The sequence below is a fragment of the Williamsia muralis NBRC 105860 genome (assembly GCF_001598915.1).
In the GTDB taxonomy this organism is placed as follows: Bacteria; Actinomycetota; Actinomycetes; order Mycobacteriales; family Mycobacteriaceae; genus Williamsia; species Williamsia muralis.
In genome coordinates, this window is the sequence record NZ_BDAP01000002.1 from 990,257 (window position 1) to 1,004,884 (window position 14,628).

The 14,628-nt window shown below is 64.6% G+C and carries 14 protein-coding genes; 4 read left to right on the forward strand and 10 right to left on the reverse strand.

Annotated elements, in window-relative coordinates:
- Nucleotides 1-2: 2 nt before the first annotated feature.
- The 3 genes from WIMU1_RS11325 to WIMU1_RS11335 form a co-directional block, all read right to left on the reverse strand.
- Entirely contained in the window at nt 3-1,739 is a 1,737-nt protein-coding gene (locus WIMU1_RS11325; protein ID WP_084248164.1) for an alkaline phosphatase D family protein, read from the reverse strand.
- Nucleotides 1,740-1,874: 135 nt separating this feature from the next.
- Nucleotides 1,875-2,354: a nitroreductase family deazaflavin-dependent oxidoreductase gene (locus tag WIMU1_RS11330; RefSeq protein ID WP_062797177.1), complete on the reverse strand. Its 480-nt coding sequence runs from the start codon at nt 2,352-2,354 to the stop codon at nt 1,875-1,877.
- A 6-nt stretch (nt 2,355-2,360) separates the two neighbouring features.
- Nucleotides 2,361-3,527: a steroid 3-ketoacyl-CoA thiolase gene (locus tag WIMU1_RS11335; protein WP_062797179.1), complete on the reverse strand. Its 1,167-nt coding sequence runs from the start codon at nt 3,525-3,527 to the stop codon at nt 2,361-2,363.
- Nucleotides 3,528-3,680: 153 nt separating this feature from the next.
- On the opposite strand from WIMU1_RS11335, the gene WIMU1_RS11340 reads away from it, so the two are divergent.
- Nucleotides 3,681-4,952, forward strand: a complete 1,272-nt coding sequence (locus tag WIMU1_RS11340; protein ID WP_084248165.1) for a cytochrome P450 — start codon at nt 3,681-3,683, stop codon at nt 4,950-4,952.
- 69 nt (nt 4,953-5,021) lie between these two features.
- Here the strand turns inward: WIMU1_RS11340 and WIMU1_RS11345 are convergent, their stop codons facing one another.
- From WIMU1_RS11345 to WIMU1_RS11365, 5 genes are all read right to left on the reverse strand, one after another.
- Entirely contained in the window at nt 5,022-5,852 is an 831-nt protein-coding gene (locus tag WIMU1_RS11345; protein ID WP_062797627.1) for a class I SAM-dependent methyltransferase, read from the reverse strand.
- A 72-nt stretch (nt 5,853-5,924) separates the two neighbouring features.
- Nucleotides 5,925-6,368 carry a nuclear transport factor 2 family protein gene (locus WIMU1_RS11350; RefSeq protein WP_023961186.1) on the reverse strand — a complete coding sequence of 148 codons (444 nt, stop codon included), beginning with the start codon at nt 6,366-6,368 and terminating at the stop codon, nt 5,925-5,927.
- Between the two features lie 35 nt (nt 6,369-6,403).
- On the reverse strand, nt 6,404-7,579 hold the full coding sequence (locus WIMU1_RS11355; protein ID WP_062797183.1) for a thiolase family protein: 1,176 nt from the start codon (nt 7,577-7,579) through the stop codon (nt 6,404-6,406).
- Nucleotides 7,579-8,601: a thiolase family protein gene (locus tag WIMU1_RS11360; RefSeq protein WP_030172638.1), complete on the reverse strand. Its 1,023-nt coding sequence runs from the start codon at nt 8,599-8,601 to the stop codon at nt 7,579-7,581. The genes WIMU1_RS11355 and WIMU1_RS11360 overlap by 1 nt, the downstream gene beginning before the upstream one ends.
- Before the next feature lie 17 nt (nt 8,602-8,618).
- Nucleotides 8,619-9,635: a Zn-ribbon domain-containing OB-fold protein gene (locus WIMU1_RS11365; protein WP_084248166.1), complete on the reverse strand. Its 1,017-nt coding sequence runs from the start codon at nt 9,633-9,635 to the stop codon at nt 8,619-8,621.
- 64 nt (nt 9,636-9,699) lie between these two features.
- On the opposite strand from WIMU1_RS11365, the gene WIMU1_RS11370 reads away from it, so the two are divergent.
- A complete protein-coding gene (locus WIMU1_RS11370) occupies nt 9,700-10,737 on the forward strand; it encodes an LLM class F420-dependent oxidoreductase (RefSeq protein ID WP_062797629.1) in 1,038 nt (345 codons plus the stop codon).
- A gap of 87 nt (nt 10,738-10,824) precedes the next feature.
- Here WIMU1_RS11370 and WIMU1_RS11375 read toward each other — a convergent pair whose 3' ends face one another.
- A complete protein-coding gene (locus WIMU1_RS11375; RefSeq protein ID WP_062797187.1) occupies nt 10,825-11,745 on the reverse strand; it encodes a type IV toxin-antitoxin system AbiEi family antitoxin in 921 nt (306 codons plus the stop codon).
- 145 nt (nt 11,746-11,890) lie between these two features.
- Nucleotides 11,891-13,318, reverse strand: coding sequence for a cytochrome P450 (locus WIMU1_RS11380; RefSeq protein WP_062797189.1), 1,428 nt, complete (start codon nt 13,316-13,318; stop codon nt 11,891-11,893).
- 77 nt (nt 13,319-13,395) lie between these two features.
- Here WIMU1_RS11380 and WIMU1_RS11385 point away from each other — a divergent pair, with 77 nt between their 5' ends.
- Together WIMU1_RS11385 and WIMU1_RS11390 are read left to right on the forward strand one after the other, a co-directional pair.
- Nucleotides 13,396-14,025: a TetR/AcrR family transcriptional regulator gene (locus WIMU1_RS11385; protein WP_084248167.1), complete on the forward strand. Its 630-nt coding sequence runs from the start codon at nt 13,396-13,398 to the stop codon at nt 14,023-14,025.
- 227 nt (nt 14,026-14,252) lie between these two features.
- On the forward strand, nt 14,253-14,627 hold the full coding sequence (locus tag WIMU1_RS11390; protein ID WP_369792656.1) for a DoxX-related protein: 375 nt from the start codon (nt 14,253-14,255) through the stop codon (nt 14,625-14,627).
- Nucleotide 14,628: the final 1 nt, after the last annotated feature.

Consider the following 14,628-nt stretch of genomic DNA (forward strand, 5'->3'; position numbering starts at 1 on the left):
TACTACTGGGCTGGTGAACCAGAGGGCTGCACGCGCTGCGTGCCGCTCGGCACCCGCCACGACTGACCGTAACGCTGCCCGGACCGCGGGTCGGCGCGGTTGTTCACGAAGAACCAATCCATCTGTGTGGCAGCCGGAGTCACCGTCAGGACTGCGTAACCGTGCGCGTCGGTGTCGACCCAGCGGATGTGCCGGTTGATGTTGGTCATCGCCACGGCCGCGGCCGCCCCCACCGTGTACTCGGGCGCGCCGACGATGTCGTCGATGTTGTTCGACGTCACCGAGGTCACCACGAGTTCGGTGCCGACCGTGCCCGCCCCGGGGTAGTTCGCGGCGTCCGCGGGCACGTCGCAGGCAAACGACATGTGGATGTCGCCGGTGATAAATACAGTGTTCTCGACGTTGTTGTCGCGCAACGCTTTGTGCAGACGATCGCGGTCGGCGGTGTAGCCGTCCCACGCGTCGGAGTTCAGTGGGATGCCACCCTTGGGCACCCCGAGCAGGTCGGTCAGCGCTGCCGTGGTGGCCGGCTCCAGCGGGGGGATCAGGATCGGACTGATCATCACCGGGTTGCCGACGATCTTCCACCGCGTGGGGGACGACACCACGCCGTTGGTGAGCCACGACATCTGTGCCGAACCGGTGATGCTCGCCGAGGTGCTGTCGACCTTGTTGGACAGCATGGACTGCTGTTCGGTGCGGTAGGTGCGCAGATCCAGCATCGAGATCTCGAGCAGATTGCCGTACCGCAGGCGCCGGTACAGATGGCGACCACCGGCGTCGACCTCCGGACGCACCGGCATCCACTCGAAGTAGGCCTGCTCGGAGGCTGCCTTGCGCGCGGGCCAGTCGCCTTCACTGGCGTCGTGGTTCTCGGCGCCTCCGGCGTAGGCGTCGTTGGCCGACTCATGGTCGTCCCAGGTGCAGATCCACGGCAGGTTGAGATGGGCGGCCTGCAGGTCAGGATCGGACTTGTACTGGCCGTGCCGGGTCCGGTAGTCGGCCAGCGACACGATCTCGTGCAGAGGGTCGTGGGGGCGCACGACGCCGGTGCCACCACCGAATTCTGCGGTGCCGTACTCGTAGATGTAGTCGCCCAGGTGCACGATGGCGTCGAGCCCGGGCTGAGCCGCCAGGTGCCGGTAGGCACTGAAGTATCCGGCTTCCCAGTTGGAGCACGACACCACGCCGAAGCGGACCTTTGCCACGTCCGCGGCGGTGGCGGGAGCGGTCTTCGTCTGACCCACCGGCGACGTCGAACCGGCGGCCGGCCCACCCGTGACATGGAACCGGAAGTGGTAGTTCGTGTTCGGTGACAGACCGCCGGCATCGACCTTCACGGTGAGGTCTTGCTCGGGGCCGGTGGTGGTGACGCCGGACGAGACCACGGATCCGAAGTCGGGTGAGGTCGCGACCTCCCAGCGCACGGTGGTGGATGCACCCTTGCCCGATCCGGGGACGGCATCGGGTGTGGGGGTGACGCGGGTCCAGAGGATCACCCGGTCGGGCAGTGGATCGCCGGATGCCACACCGTGACGAAAGACGTTGCCGCTCGGGGCCTTCGTTCCGTCGGCTGCTGCACTGCCCGCGTACACCGTGCCCAGGACGCCGACCGCGCCGATCGCGGCACCGCCCAGGAATGTTCGTCGGGAGGGGCCGCTGACGGGTGGACCTGAGGTCAGGTGATCAGCCGATGAGACGGGGGCACTGGCGCGTGAAGACTCTGGAATTGCAGACATGTCGCCTCGAATCCTGACACACCAGTTCCACCGACCATCGCGCTTCTTCGAGAATTTCAGGCGCCCCGGGGATGAATTCTTCTCCGTTGTGCCGCGCCGCTGCGCGACACCGGGCTCATTTTCGTTCGCAGATGATCACCGTGGTTCGCAGATGATCACCGGGATCTTGCGTTCGGTCCAGGCCGCGTAGTTGTCGAAGTCGGCGTACACCTCGACGAGTTTGGGCCAGAGGCGCGCCCGTTCCTGGTCGTCGGCCTCACGCGCTCGCATGGCGACCGTCTTGCGTCCCTCTTGGACGCTCACATCGGGATTGGCCTTGACGTTGTGGTACCAGGCCGGGTTCGAGGCCATCCCACCCTGCGAGGCAACCACCACCACGTTGGCACCGTCACGCAGATAGAGAAGCGGCACCGTGCGCGGTTTGCCTGATTTGCGGCCCATCGCGGTCAGCAGGATGACCGGCGCAGGTTCCTTGAACCCGGCGCCCACCCGCCACTTCGACCCGATACGTCCACCGGTCAGCTTGTAGATCTTGGTGTTCGCCCGTGACCCGAGTTTGACGATGGTGCTGACGGCCTTGCTGTTGAGCGCTTTGGGTGCTTCTTGTTGTGGCACGCGACCTCAGATCCGCTCGATGATGGTTCCGGTGGAGAGCGCTCCACCCGCGCACATCGTAATCAGAGCCGTCGATGTGTCGGACCGCTCGAGCTCGTGCAGTGCAGTGGTGATCAGTCGCGACCCGGTGGATCCGACGGGGTGGCCCAGCGCGATCGCGCCGCCGTTGACGTTCACCTTGTCCATGTCGGGTCCGTGAACCGCAGCCCACGAGAGCAGGACGGACGCGAACGCCTCGTTGACCTCGAAGCGGTCGATGTCGTTGATGCTCATCCCGGCCTTCGCCAGCACCTTCTCGGTGGACTGCACGGGCCCGTCGAGGTGGTAGTACGGCTCGGCGCCCACCAGGGCCTGGGCGACAAAACGTGCGCGCGGCTTGAGGCCGAGTGCTTTCGCCTTGTCCTCGTCCATGATCAGGACCGCGGCGGCGCCGTCGGAGACCTGCGATGACGTGCCGGCAGTGTGGATTCCGCCTTCGATGACCGGACGGAGTTTGCCGAGCGACTCGAGCGTGGTGTCGCGCATGCCCTGATCGCGGTTCACGTCCAGGATGTTGCCGGTGAACTCGCCCTCCTTGGTCCGTTCGGGAGCTTTGACGCCGAACACCTCGCGGTCGAACCGGCCCTCGTCCCAGGCCTGCTTGGCGAGCCGCTGGCTGCGCTCACCGAGTGCGTCGACGTCGGCGCGGGTGATGCCCCGCCGGGTGGCGATGCGTTCGGCCGCCTCGAACTGGTTGGGCATGTCGATGTCCCAGGACTCCGGGCGTCGTTCGCCTGCGCCTTCGAGCATGACGTTCGCGCCCAGCGGCACCGTGGTCATCGATTCGACACCGCACGCGATGCCGACGTCGATGGTGTCGGTGGCGATGAGGCCGGCGATCAGGTGATTGGCCTGCTGAGCCGATCCGCACTGGCAGTCGACGGTGGTCGCGCCCACCTGCCACGGCAGCCCGGCGTGCAGCCAGGCCGTGCGCGTGACGTTGTTGGACTGCGCGCCCACCTGCATCACACATCCGCCGATGACCTGCTCGATCTCCGACGGGTCGATCCCGGCCCGTTCGATGACGGCCCGTTGGGTGAGCCCCAGGAGTTCGGCCGGATGCAATCCGGACAGCCAACCGGCCCTCTTCCCGATCGGGCTGCGAGTAGCCTCGACAATCACCGGTTTTCCCATGTCAAATCCCTTCGAATGCAGATGTCTGATTCCAAAACTAGAACAAGTTGCCAACTGGACACAAGTCCTATTTCACCAGGTAGTAGCCACTGTGACGCATCTTGCTCTACCATCGACTAGAACACGTTCATGTCTAGCATTTAGGTGGTTGCAATGACGCAGGCCGAGAAGGTTTGCCCTTTCGCGGAAGGGTTCGACTTCACCAGCCCAGACCTGTTGGAACAAGGCATCCCGGTCAAGGAATTCGCGGAGCTGCGTAAGACAGCGCCGGTGTGGTGGAACGCCCAGGAAGAAGGAAAGGGCGGCGGCTTCCACGACGGTGGGTACTGGGTCGTCAGCAAGCACGAAGATGTGCGCGCGATCTCGAAGAACAACGAGAACTGGTCTACCGCCGAGAACGGCGTGATCATGCGTTTCGAGGACTCGATGACGCAGGAGCAGCTCGACGTCACCAAGGCGCTGCTGATCAACCACGATCCGCCCGAGCACACCCGCCTGCGCAAGCTGGTGGCGAAGATGTTCACCCCGAAGGCGGTGCACGCGCTCGAGGAGAAGCTCGAGGATGCGTCACAGAAGATCGTCAAGGACGCCGCTGCCAAGGGAACCGGCGATTTCGTCGACGACGTCGCGGTCAACCTGCCGCTGATGGCGATCGCAGATCTGCTCGGTGTCCCCGAGGACGACCGCGAGAAGCTCTTCCACTGGTCGAACAACATGATGAACGCCGACGACCCGGAGTTCAACGAGGTGGACCCTGAGTCAGGGCTCACCCCGGCTCAGCTCTCTTCGGCCGAGATCCTCGGCTACGCGTACACGATGGCCGAAGATCGCAAGAAGTGTCCGGCCGATGACATCGTCACCGCCCTCGTCAACGCCGACATCGACGGCCAGTCACTCGACGAGATCGAGTTCGGCTACTTCGTCATCCTGCTGACCGTCGCCGGTAACGAGACCACCCGTAATGCCATCAGCCATGGCATGAACGCGTTCCTCGACAACCCGGAGCAGTGGGAGATCTTCAAGCGTGATCGCCCCGCGACCGCCGCAGACGAGATCGTCCGTTGGGCCACGCCGGTCAACGCGTTCCAGCGCACCGCCCGCCACGACGTCGAACTCGGTGGTGTGACCGTCAAGAAGGGTCAGCGCGTCGGCATGTTCTACGGCTCAGCCAACTACGACGAGGATGTGTTCGAGAACCCCTTCGAGTTCAACATCCTGCGTGACCCGAACCCGCACGTCGGATTCGGTGGCCACGGCGCGCACTACTGCGTGGGCGCGAACCTGGCCCGCATGGAGATCAACTTGATCTTCAACGCGATCGCCGACCACATGCCCGACATCACCAAGCTCGCCGAGCCGCGCCGTCTGCGCCACGGCTGGATCAACGGTGTCAAGGAATTGTCGGTCAAATACGGCACTGCCTGAGTCGCACGACATCTACAAGAGGCCCCGGACGACACGTCCGGGGCTTCTTGTGTTCTGGCAGAGCGACATTCACGGGCGAACGACCGGCGCGGTCACCCGCGCGATGACCTGTTCGTGACTGGCTGTGTAGCCGAGGTATTCGAACTCGATTCCGGTGCGACTCACGAACTCGTGCCATGCCCGATACTCGTGCTGCTGCCAGCCCGGGTAGTTGAAGAATTCGTCGAACACGATGATCGTGCCTGCCACCAGCCGCTGGCCGACGAGACCGAGCACCGTTGCGGTGGATGAATAGAGGTCTGCGTCCAGGTGCAGGAATGACACCGGCTCGCGATGTTCGGTGAGGAAATCGGGCAGCGTGTCCTCGAACAATCCCCGTATCAAGTCCGCCCCGGGAACGTCCGGCAACGTGTCCTGTGCGAACTCGCCGGCATCAAAGCCACTCCGCCACGTGTCCGGCAGTCCTGAGAAGACGTCGAATCCGAAGACGCGGTGCTCTGGTTTCAGTTCTGCGGCAATGATGTTCAGGGTGGTACCGGTCGCGACCCCGAATTCCAGTGCCATACCAGGGATGTGAACCTGGGAGAGCGCGTACCGCAGTGTGTCGTGAGGATGCCAGAACTGCGGAGCTTTGGGCATGTGCGCGAGGACGAAGTCACCTGACTGGCGAGCGGCATCTGTGTCCATCACGTGGGTGAGGTCGCGGCGGACCTGCTGTTCGAGGTGATTCACCCGGCGATGCAGTGCAACGACTTCCTCTCGGGTCTCCGAGAGCGCGTCCATTGTCTGCCTGTGAAGCTGTTCGACGAGTGCGTTTGTCTCCCGGCTCGAGTCGTCGACCACCTCGGACACAGCACGCTGGAGTTTTTGTCTGGCACCACGCCGCACACGTTCGAACATGAGCCCCATGGTGCCAGCCATCACGCGCAGGCCGGCACCACTTGACCTTCGGGCGTTTCCGGGGTGCGGACCTCAGGCCTTGCGCACCGAGTTGATCGTCTTCTCCACTTCCCAGAACGCGCGCAGAGCGGCCAGCGAGCCGTCCGGGTTGGCGCGGTAGGTGAAGACGCCACGTGCCTCGGAGATGTGGCCGTGGATGTGGGTGACGATCTTGCCGATGTAGGCAACCTCGTTGCCACAGATGATCTCTTCGTCGAAGACGAACTCGATGCTCTCGGTGGTGCCGATCGACAGATCCCAGAAGTGACTGATCCGGTCGTGGCCGGTGAAGCCGATGCCCTCTTCGTCGAACATCGAGGGACCCACCGGGTCTTGCACGATGCCGTCGGGTGCAAAGAGCTTCACCCAGGCGTCCTTGTCGCGCGAGGCGACGTATTCGCGCGAGCGGCGTCCGGCGACAACCGCGGGGTTGTTCTCCCGATCGATGTTGAGGTACGCCGGTTCTGCTTTGGTCACGAGATCTCCGTAGGTTGGTCCAGCAGGCGGTCGGGTCAGTGGGTGGGCTTGTCCGCGCCCACGAGCCACATCGAGAAGTACTGCGAGCCACCGCCGTACGCGTGGCCGAGTGCCTTACGCGCGCCCACCACCTGATGGTCGCCGCCCTTGCCCTGCACCTGGATGGCCGCCTCGGCGAAGCGGATCATGCCCGAGGCCCCGATCGGGTTGGACGAGAGCACTCCGCCGGACGGGTTGACCGGTAGTTTGCCGCCGATCGCGGTCTCGCCTGCCTCGGTGAGCTTCCAGCCTTCGTTCTCGGGCATGAACCCGAGGTTCTCGAGCCACATCGGCTCGAACCAGGAGAACGGCACGTAGATCTCCGCGGCGTCGATCTCCTCGAGGGGATTGGAGATGCCGCCGGCCTTCCACAATGCGGCGGCGGCGTCGCGGCCTGCCTGTGGACTGACGGTGTCGCGATGCGAGTAGGACAGCGGTTCGGTGCGCATCGCCGACGCGTGAATCCACGCAACGGGGATACCGTCGGCCGCCTTGGCGTCGGAGGTCTCCTCGTCGCCGATCACCACGGCACAGGCGCCGTCGGACGACGGGCACGTCTCGTCGTAGCGGATGGGATCCCACAGCATCTGCGAGCTCATCACCTTCTCCACGGTGAGGTCGGGCTGATGCAGGTGGGCCAGCGGATTGAGCGCACCGTTCTGGCGGTCCTTGGCGGCGACGATCGCACCGATGTGCTCGGGTGCACCGGAGCGGCGGATGTAGGAGCGCACGTGCGGGGCGAAGAACCCGCCTGCGCCTGCGCCGACAGGCATGGTGAAGGGAACCGGAATCGACAACGCCCACATGGCATTCGACTCGGACTGCTTCTCCCACGCGATGGCGAGCACCCGCCGGTGGACACCCGAGGTGACCAGGCTGGCTGCGACGTTCGCCGTCGAACCGCCGACCGATCCGGCGGTGTGCACGCGGATCAGCCGTTTGCCCTCGGCGCCGAGCGCCTGGGCCATGGCGAGTTCGGGCATCATCGTGCCCTCGAAGAGGTCGGGGGCCTTACCGACGACAACGGCGTCGATGTCGTCCATCGTCACCTGCGCATCGGCCAGCGCTTTGTCGATCGCTTCGCGGCACATCCCGGCCATCGACACGTCGTGGCGCTTGGCCACGTACTTGGTCTGCCCGGTGCCCTGCACCGCAGCCCGATACCGGCCCATCAGTTCTTGCCTTCCATTTTGACGACCATGTTCTGCTGCAGCAGCGGTCCGCTGCTTGCGTGGGCCAGTGCGGTGTCGGCGTTGCCGGCGAGAATCGTGCTCGCGGCGAAGCCGATGCGCTCGAGGCCCGCGGAGAACAGCGGGTTGGCTGCCAGTGCGCCGCCCGAGGGGTTGATGATCGTCGAATCATCGAGTCCCAGCTCGTTTTTGAGAATCAGTTCCTGATGTGTGTAGGACGCGTGGAGCTCGGCGACGTCGACCTTGCGGTTGTCGCCGAGGACGGCATCGCCGGCGAGCTTGGTCGACGGTGACTTGGTGAGGTCCCGTGCACCGAAGTTCGGAGTGTCGATCCGGTGGTCCCAGCCGGAAATCCATGCGGGACGGGCCACGAGCTGCTTCGCGCGGTGTTCGCTGGCGAGGATGATCGCCGCGGCACCGTCGGTGTAGCGGCAGACATCATGTGCCCGAAGGGGATCGGAGACGTAATCGGACGCCAGCAGGTCCTCCACCGAGCGGTCGGTGCCACGCGCGGCCACAGCCGCCATGTCCGCTTCGGTCCATGCTCCCGAGTCGAGGCCCGCGCGGGCCTGCAGGGCTGCGAGCGAACGAGCATCCGGCCACAGCGGGGCGACGGTGTGCGGGTCGGTCTGCAATGCCAGCACCTGGTCGGTGTGTGATGCCGAAGGCTTGCCGAATCCGTAGGCCAGTGCCACATCCACCTCGCCGGTGGCGATCTTCACCCATGCCTCGTACAAAGCCCACGCGGCGTCCATCTCGACGTGCGATTCGTTGATCGGCGGAACGGCCCCGATCGAGTCGATCGCGGAGATGAACGAGAACGCGCGCCCGGCAAGGTAATCCGAGGACCCCGAGCACCAGAAGTCGATGTCGGTGCGGGTGATGCCCAGCTCGGCGTAGAGCTTCTGGAAACAAGGCACCAGCATCTCGACGCCGTTGGTGGTGCCGAACGTCTCGTCGACGTGTGGACTGTGCGCGAATCCGATCACTGCGATCGGCGGCATGTCGCGGTATGTGCTGCTCACAGGTGGTCCTTGTACGAGTCGTAGTCGGCGTCGGGTTCGCCCGTCGGCCGGAAGTGGCTGATGTTTCGCAACGTGTAGTCCCATTCCTCGCGTGGTCGCCACACGGCTTCCACACGAAGACCCATGTGCACCTCGCTGGCCTCGATGTCGAGGATCAGGTGCAGGAACGGGATGTCCGAACCGTCGAGGAGAACGTAGGCGGCAACGTACGGCGGTTTGATCTGCTGACCTAGGAACGGCACGTTGACGATGCAGAACGTGGTGACGGTGCCCTTGTCCGACACCTCGACGACCTCGCCGGTCGGGTTGCCGTCGGTGGGGTCGGCGCCGCGGGGCGGGAAGTAGACCGGCGCGTCGGGACCGGTGCGGCCGCCGTACAGCTTGCCCTCTTTGAGTCCCTGCAGATACCAGGTCTCTTCGATCGAGGCGGTGTGGTTCATGGTCAGGGCGATCGGCGTGGTGATCATCACGCCGGGGTGCGGCACCTCGGCGGTGTTGTCCGGTACCGATGCCACCTCGTTGCCGGGGGCGAAGTGCGCGATGTCGTCGATGCGGCCGGTGCGCTCGGTGTTCCAGACGGCGTGCACCCGCATCCCGGTGCTCAGTTCGTCGGGGGAGTCGACGGCGACTGCATGGAGCAGGCTGGTGTCCGCTCCGTCGAGCTGGATCAGAGCCCATCCGAAGGGCTTGGAAAGAGGTTGTCCCTCAAACGGTTCGGCCATCCAGGTCCATGACTTCACGGTTCCGGTCGGCGACACCTCGACGAAGTCTTCGATCCGTTTGTGCGTACCGGGGTCGAACTCGACCGGGGGTACGTAGACGGTCCCGTCGGCGGCTCGACCACCGATGACCTTGCCGTCGAGCAACCCCTGGGCGAACCGCCCGAGTACCGGTCCGAGGGACCGGGTGTAATCAAAGGAGTTGCTCAACGGTGCGGACAGAACTGGATCGTCTGGATCTTCGATCGGGGCGACTAGGGCTGCGAATCCGGCAGATATCTGGTTCACGCTCACGGAATCGAGTAGAACAGGTTCTAGTTATTCTCGCAAGGAGTTGACCGAACAGGAGGTCGCGGCCATGAAGCTCGGTCTGCAATTGGGGTACTGGGGGGCCGCGCCGATCCCGGACGCGCCGGCTCTCATCGCAGCGGCGGAGGCCGCCGGATACGAGGCGGTGTTCACCGCCGAGTCGTGGGGTTCGGATGCGTACACGCCGCTGGCGTGGTGGGGGTCGCAGACGTCCACCATCAAGCTCGGTACCGGCATCGCGCAGCTGTCGGCGCGGCCACCGACATCGGCCGCCATGCACGCGCTGACGCTCGACCATCTCTCGGGCGGCAGGCACATCCTCGGACTGGGTGTGTCGGGTCCACAGGTGGTCGAGGGGTGGTACGGCGAGCCGTTCGCCAAACCGCTCGCGCGCACCCGCGAGTACGTGCAGGTGATCCGTGACGTGCTCGCTCGTGAAGACCGCGTGACCAACCCCGGGCCGCACTATCCGCTGCCGTACCCGTCCGATGCGCCGGGCTCGACAGGACTCGGGAAATCGCTCAAGCCGATCACCCATCCTCTGCGCAGTGACCTGCCGATCTGGCTCGGGGCAGAGGGACCCAAGAACGTCGCGTTGTCGGCGGAGATAGCCGACGGCTGGCTGGCCATCTACTACACCCCGCGGCTGTCGGACATGTACGAACAGTGGCTGGCCGAGGGCTTCGCACGGGCGGGGGCGCGGCGCACCCGCGACACCTTCGAGGTCGCGGCCACCGTGCAGGTCGAGATCACCGACAACCCGGCCGCGGTGATCGACGCCTACCGGCCGTCGACGGCGCTGTACGTCGGCGGCATGGGCGCCAAGGAACAGAACTTCCACGCCGAGGTCTACAAGCGGATGGGCTACAAAGACGTGGTCCGGGACATCGGGGAGAAATTCCTGTCCGGAGCCAAGGAAGAGGCCATCGCCGCGGTTCCCGACGAGATGGTCCTCGAGACGCTGATCGTCGGCGATGAAGACGAGGTGCGGTCGCAGATCAAACGGTGGGAACAAGCCGGCGTCAGCATGCTGATGGTCACCACCCGTGACGTCGACCAGATCACCCGGCTGGGCACCCTCGTCTGAGTGAACATGTTCTAAATTCGCCGCGCCCGCGCATGTGCGTCACGCCCGTGTTCGAACATGGGCGTCGCGCATTTTCGCGGGCGTGGTTTATGCGTTCCCGGCAATCGAGAGCGCGTGACGGATTCGATTCGGGACCCGTCCCGGCACGTCGAGGTCTGCCGATGACCAACGGACCACTCGCCAGCCTTGCTCGGTGATCCGGTCACCCCGGTGTTTCTCGCGGCCGAGTACCTGGTGAAGGTTCTCGCCGTTGTACTTGACGAGGCCGTCCGCCTCCCCGACAACCCGCTGGGCGATCCATGCGAAGTCGACCCGGGCGATGAATCGTCCCGATTCGTCGGCGATCTCGTGTTGCAAGGTCGGAGCCGCAATACCCGCGATGTGCATCGAAGCGCGGCTCCGGCTTTCGAGCGCTGATTCGCTGCGGGCATCCATCATCGCAACGGCTCGCTTGGCCTGCGGATATCCGGGGAATCCCTCGATGAGTTTCAACTCGTTGTGCAAGTCAGCGACCGTGCACAACCCGCGGTGGAGTGCAGCGTCGCCCGTGACCAACGCCGATGGCAGGGATGAGCGGCGGGCGAGGTCGACGACGGCCCGCGCCGCAGAAGTCACCGGCACACCATCGAGCATCATGACCGACATCGGTCGGGCGTCGCGATGGATCCGGAGCAGTTTCGAGTTGCGTGATCCGGTTCCCGAGTCGGCGGTCGGTTGGACGAGGTGGACGACGCGCGGGTCCACCCCGAACAGCGGCAGCCCGTGCAGAGCGGCTGCGGACGGCCCGCCGAGCAGGTAGTTTCCGGCGAGCTTGCGAACGGTCGCCTTGCCCAGTTCGCTGTGCCGTTTCTCCATCGGCTCGAGCCACAGTGCGGGACCTGCGTAGATTCCTGGCGCGAGGGCTCTGATCCTGCTGGTGTGAAGGGCAGTTCGGATCTCCGAAGGGGTATATCCGTGTGCGATCAGGTCTGCGCGCAGGAATGCATCCCGCCGGCTCTCGATGTCCATGGGTAGATGGTGGTCCACCCGCGACCGTCCTGACCCCCGTCGAGGGGGCTTGTTGTGGATGGCCGCTGGTCTGGGGACAAGTCCACGCCCGCTCTGGTGCGTGACGCCCATGTTTCGACACGGGCGTCGCGCATTGCGGGGGGCGTCAGCGACGACGGATACGCAGGCGCAGACCGTCGGGCATGAGGGTGAGGCGTTCGGTGATCGACAACTCGTAGTCGGGGTCGGCGGGTTCGAAGTCGTATCGTGCGATGAACCGCGCGAGCATCAGAACCGACTCGTGGAGGGCGAATTGCCTTCCGATGCAGGCACGTTCGCCGGTGCCGAACGGCTTGTAGGAGTGGGCAGGACGCTTCTTGACCTCGGAGGCCGCAAACCTGTCGGGGTCGAAACTTAACGGGTCGGTCCAGACCTCGGGGTCGCGGTGCACCTTGGGCAGGTGGACCACGGCCCAGTCCCCGGGCGACATCTCGTACCGGCCGCCGACAACCGTTGGCTCGATCGGCCCGCGGGTGAATCCCGGAGCCGTCGGCCACAATCGCAAGGCTTCGTCGACCACCCGCCGGACGAAACGGAACTTGGCGACCTGCTGGAACTCGGGCACGGCTTCACTGCCACCGAGGATCTCGTCGACCTCGGCCTGTGCGCGCTCGAGGAGCTCGCGGTTTCGGGCCAGGTAGTGCAGCGCGAAAGACAATGTTCCTGAGGTGGTTTCGTGGCCGGCCACCAAGAATGTGACGATCTGGTGGCGGATGTTCTCGTCGTCGAGTGCGGTCTCGCCTCGATCGCGGTTGGCACGCAACATGATGGCCAGAAGATCCACCGCGCCGTCGTCGGCACGGTTGCGGCGTTCGGCGATCAGGTCGTCGAGCATGGAGTCGACATATCGTTTGTGCCGTGCGTTCGCCCGATGGAGCAGCGAGACAATCGGTTTGGATCCCGGCAACCCCGACAACCCGCCCGTGCGCTGGCCGGTCTTGAGGCCGGCGACCATCGCCAACACGAAGTCGTGCGGGGTTTCGCGTTCGAATGAGCCGAGGTCTTTGCCGAACGCGGCGCGGCTGATCGTTTCGAGCGTCAGGCGGGTCATGTCCGGGGCGACGTCGATGATGTCGCCCCGACCTTCCCAGAAGTCGAAGAGTTCGTCGATGGCCGACACCATCAGCGGGTGGTAATTCTGCATGGCGGTCTTGCTGAATGCGGGCATCAGGAGGTCGTGTGCCAGACGCCAGCTGGGCTCATCGGTTGCCGCCGTGAACAATCCGTCGCCGGCGAAATCTCGAAGCGCAGCGATTGCCGGCGTGAGTACCTTCTCGAACCGGGATTCGTCGCACAGTTCCCGAGTGAGTTCGGCGGACCCGATCATGACGAAGCGGTGGCGGAAGACCCGGAACTGCACGATCGGCCACACCTCGGCGGGCCAGCCGAGCATGCTGACGACGGGACCCTCGCGGTCGACCGAACGAAGATCGCCGACCACGGGCAGCCGGCCCGGGGGATGCGGGAATTGATCTGCCCACGTGTTGGGCCCCACCAAATCGTTCAGCGTGCCGAGATCGGTGCTGGTCACCATGTCCGCTCCCTATTGAATCGAAATCCAATAGCTATGGTGGTCCGCTATTGAACCTGTGTCAAGTAGTATTCGGCTGCATGGGTGTGAGAACGCGGATGACGCCGCAACAGCGGCGTGCCCAACTACTCGACCTCGGCGCCGAGTTGTTTGCCGAGCAGCACTACGACGACGTCCACATCGAACGGGTCGCGGAGCTGGCGGGTGTCTCCCGCGGGTTGCTCTATCACTACTTCCCGACCAAGCGGGCCTTCTTTGCCGAGCTGGTTCGACGCGCCACCGAGCGGATGCTCGCCGACACTGCACCCGATCCGCAGCTGCCACTCCTTGAGCAACTCCGCCACGGAATCGACGCCTATCTGGCGAGTTGCCGAGCCAATCGGCATGGCTCCCAGGCCATCTATTCGGGGGCGGCGAGTTCGGATCCCGCGGTGATCGCGCTGATCGAGAAAGCGACCAGGGGACAGGAGGATCGAATACTGGCCGTGATCGATCCCGGACGCGACCACCCCGAGCTCCTGCGCATCGCCGTGCACAGCTGGCTGGTGATGCTGAGGACCGCGTGCCACGCATGGCTGGCGAGTGAGGACATCTCCGCAAGCGACGTCCGGCAGATGGCCGAGCACGCCCTCCTCGGTGCTCTGACCGGCCTGCCCGACCATGCTCGCGCCGGCGCGATGGCACAGTTGCTCGACATCAACGGGGCGTGAGCCAGGCGGTCCCGCGCTGATTTTCACAGGGCCTATTGCCGGCCCGCCGAAATCGGGGTGACAATGCGACATCGCGTATTTTTCTGACCGGGCATTTTACGGCCCGATGCCAGGTTGCCGATCGACGGCGGCGTATTTGAGAGACAAAAGTACATGTGTGTAGCGCCACGTCTCCGGTGAGCGATAGAGAGGCTTAGATACTGTGATCGCGACGAAAGGTGCGGCAATTGAAAATTGTTGAAAATCAGCGGAGCAAGAAGTCGAAGGCGGCGCATGTGGTTGCGGCCGTTGCGTCTAAGAGCCCGGCGGTGGTGACGGCGAAAACCGCCTACAAGACCGGAAAGACGACGACGTCGGTGTTGCCGAAGTTGATCGGTTTCGGAATCGCCGGTACCGGATTGGCGCACTTTGTTGTTCCGCAGGCTTTCGAATCGATCACGAAGCCTGCATTTCCCGAGAACACGCGTGAATGGATTTACGCGAATGGTGCAAGCGAGACGCTGATCGGCCTCGCCATCTCCGACAGCCGGTCCCGCGTTTACGGTTTGGTCGGGTTGGCCGCATACGTCGGATTCCTCGGCAGTCGAGTCGTGCGGGCCTGAA

Excerpts from the sequence above, each read along its gene's own strand:
- WIMU1_RS11335 (WP_062797179.1), bottom strand. The coding sequence starts at position 3,527 with ATGGGAAAACCGGTGATTGTCGAGGCTACTCGCAGCCCGATCGGGAAG.
- WIMU1_RS11325 (WP_084248164.1), bottom strand. The coding sequence starts at position 1,739 with ATGTCTGCAATTCCAGAGTCTTCACGCGCCAGTGCCCCCGTCTCATCG.
- WIMU1_RS11370 (WP_062797629.1), top strand. The coding sequence starts at position 9,700 with ATGAAGCTCGGTCTGCAATTGGGGTACTGGGGGGCCGCGCCGATCCCG.
- WIMU1_RS11385 (WP_084248167.1), top strand. The coding sequence starts at position 13,396 with ATGGGTGTGAGAACGCGGATGACGCCGCAACAGCGGCGTGCCCAACTA.
- WIMU1_RS11355 (WP_062797183.1), bottom strand. The coding sequence starts at position 7,579 with ATGGGCCGGTATCGGGCTGCGGTGCAGGGCACCGGGCAGACCAAGTAC.
- WIMU1_RS11340 (WP_084248165.1), top strand. The coding sequence starts at position 3,681 with ATGACGCAGGCCGAGAAGGTTTGCCCTTTCGCGGAAGGGTTCGACTTC.
- WIMU1_RS11345 (WP_062797627.1), bottom strand. The coding sequence starts at position 5,852 with ATGTTCGAACGTGTGCGGCGTGGTGCCAGACAAAAACTCCAGCGTGCT.
- WIMU1_RS11380 (WP_062797189.1), bottom strand. The coding sequence starts at position 13,318 with ATGGTGACCAGCACCGATCTCGGCACGCTGAACGATTTGGTGGGGCCC.
- WIMU1_RS11375 (WP_062797187.1), bottom strand. The coding sequence starts at position 11,745 with ATGGACATCGAGAGCCGGCGGGATGCATTCCTGCGCGCAGACCTGATC.
- WIMU1_RS11360 (WP_030172638.1), bottom strand. The coding sequence starts at position 8,601 with ATGCCGCCGATCGCAGTGATCGGATTCGCGCACAGTCCACACGTCGAC.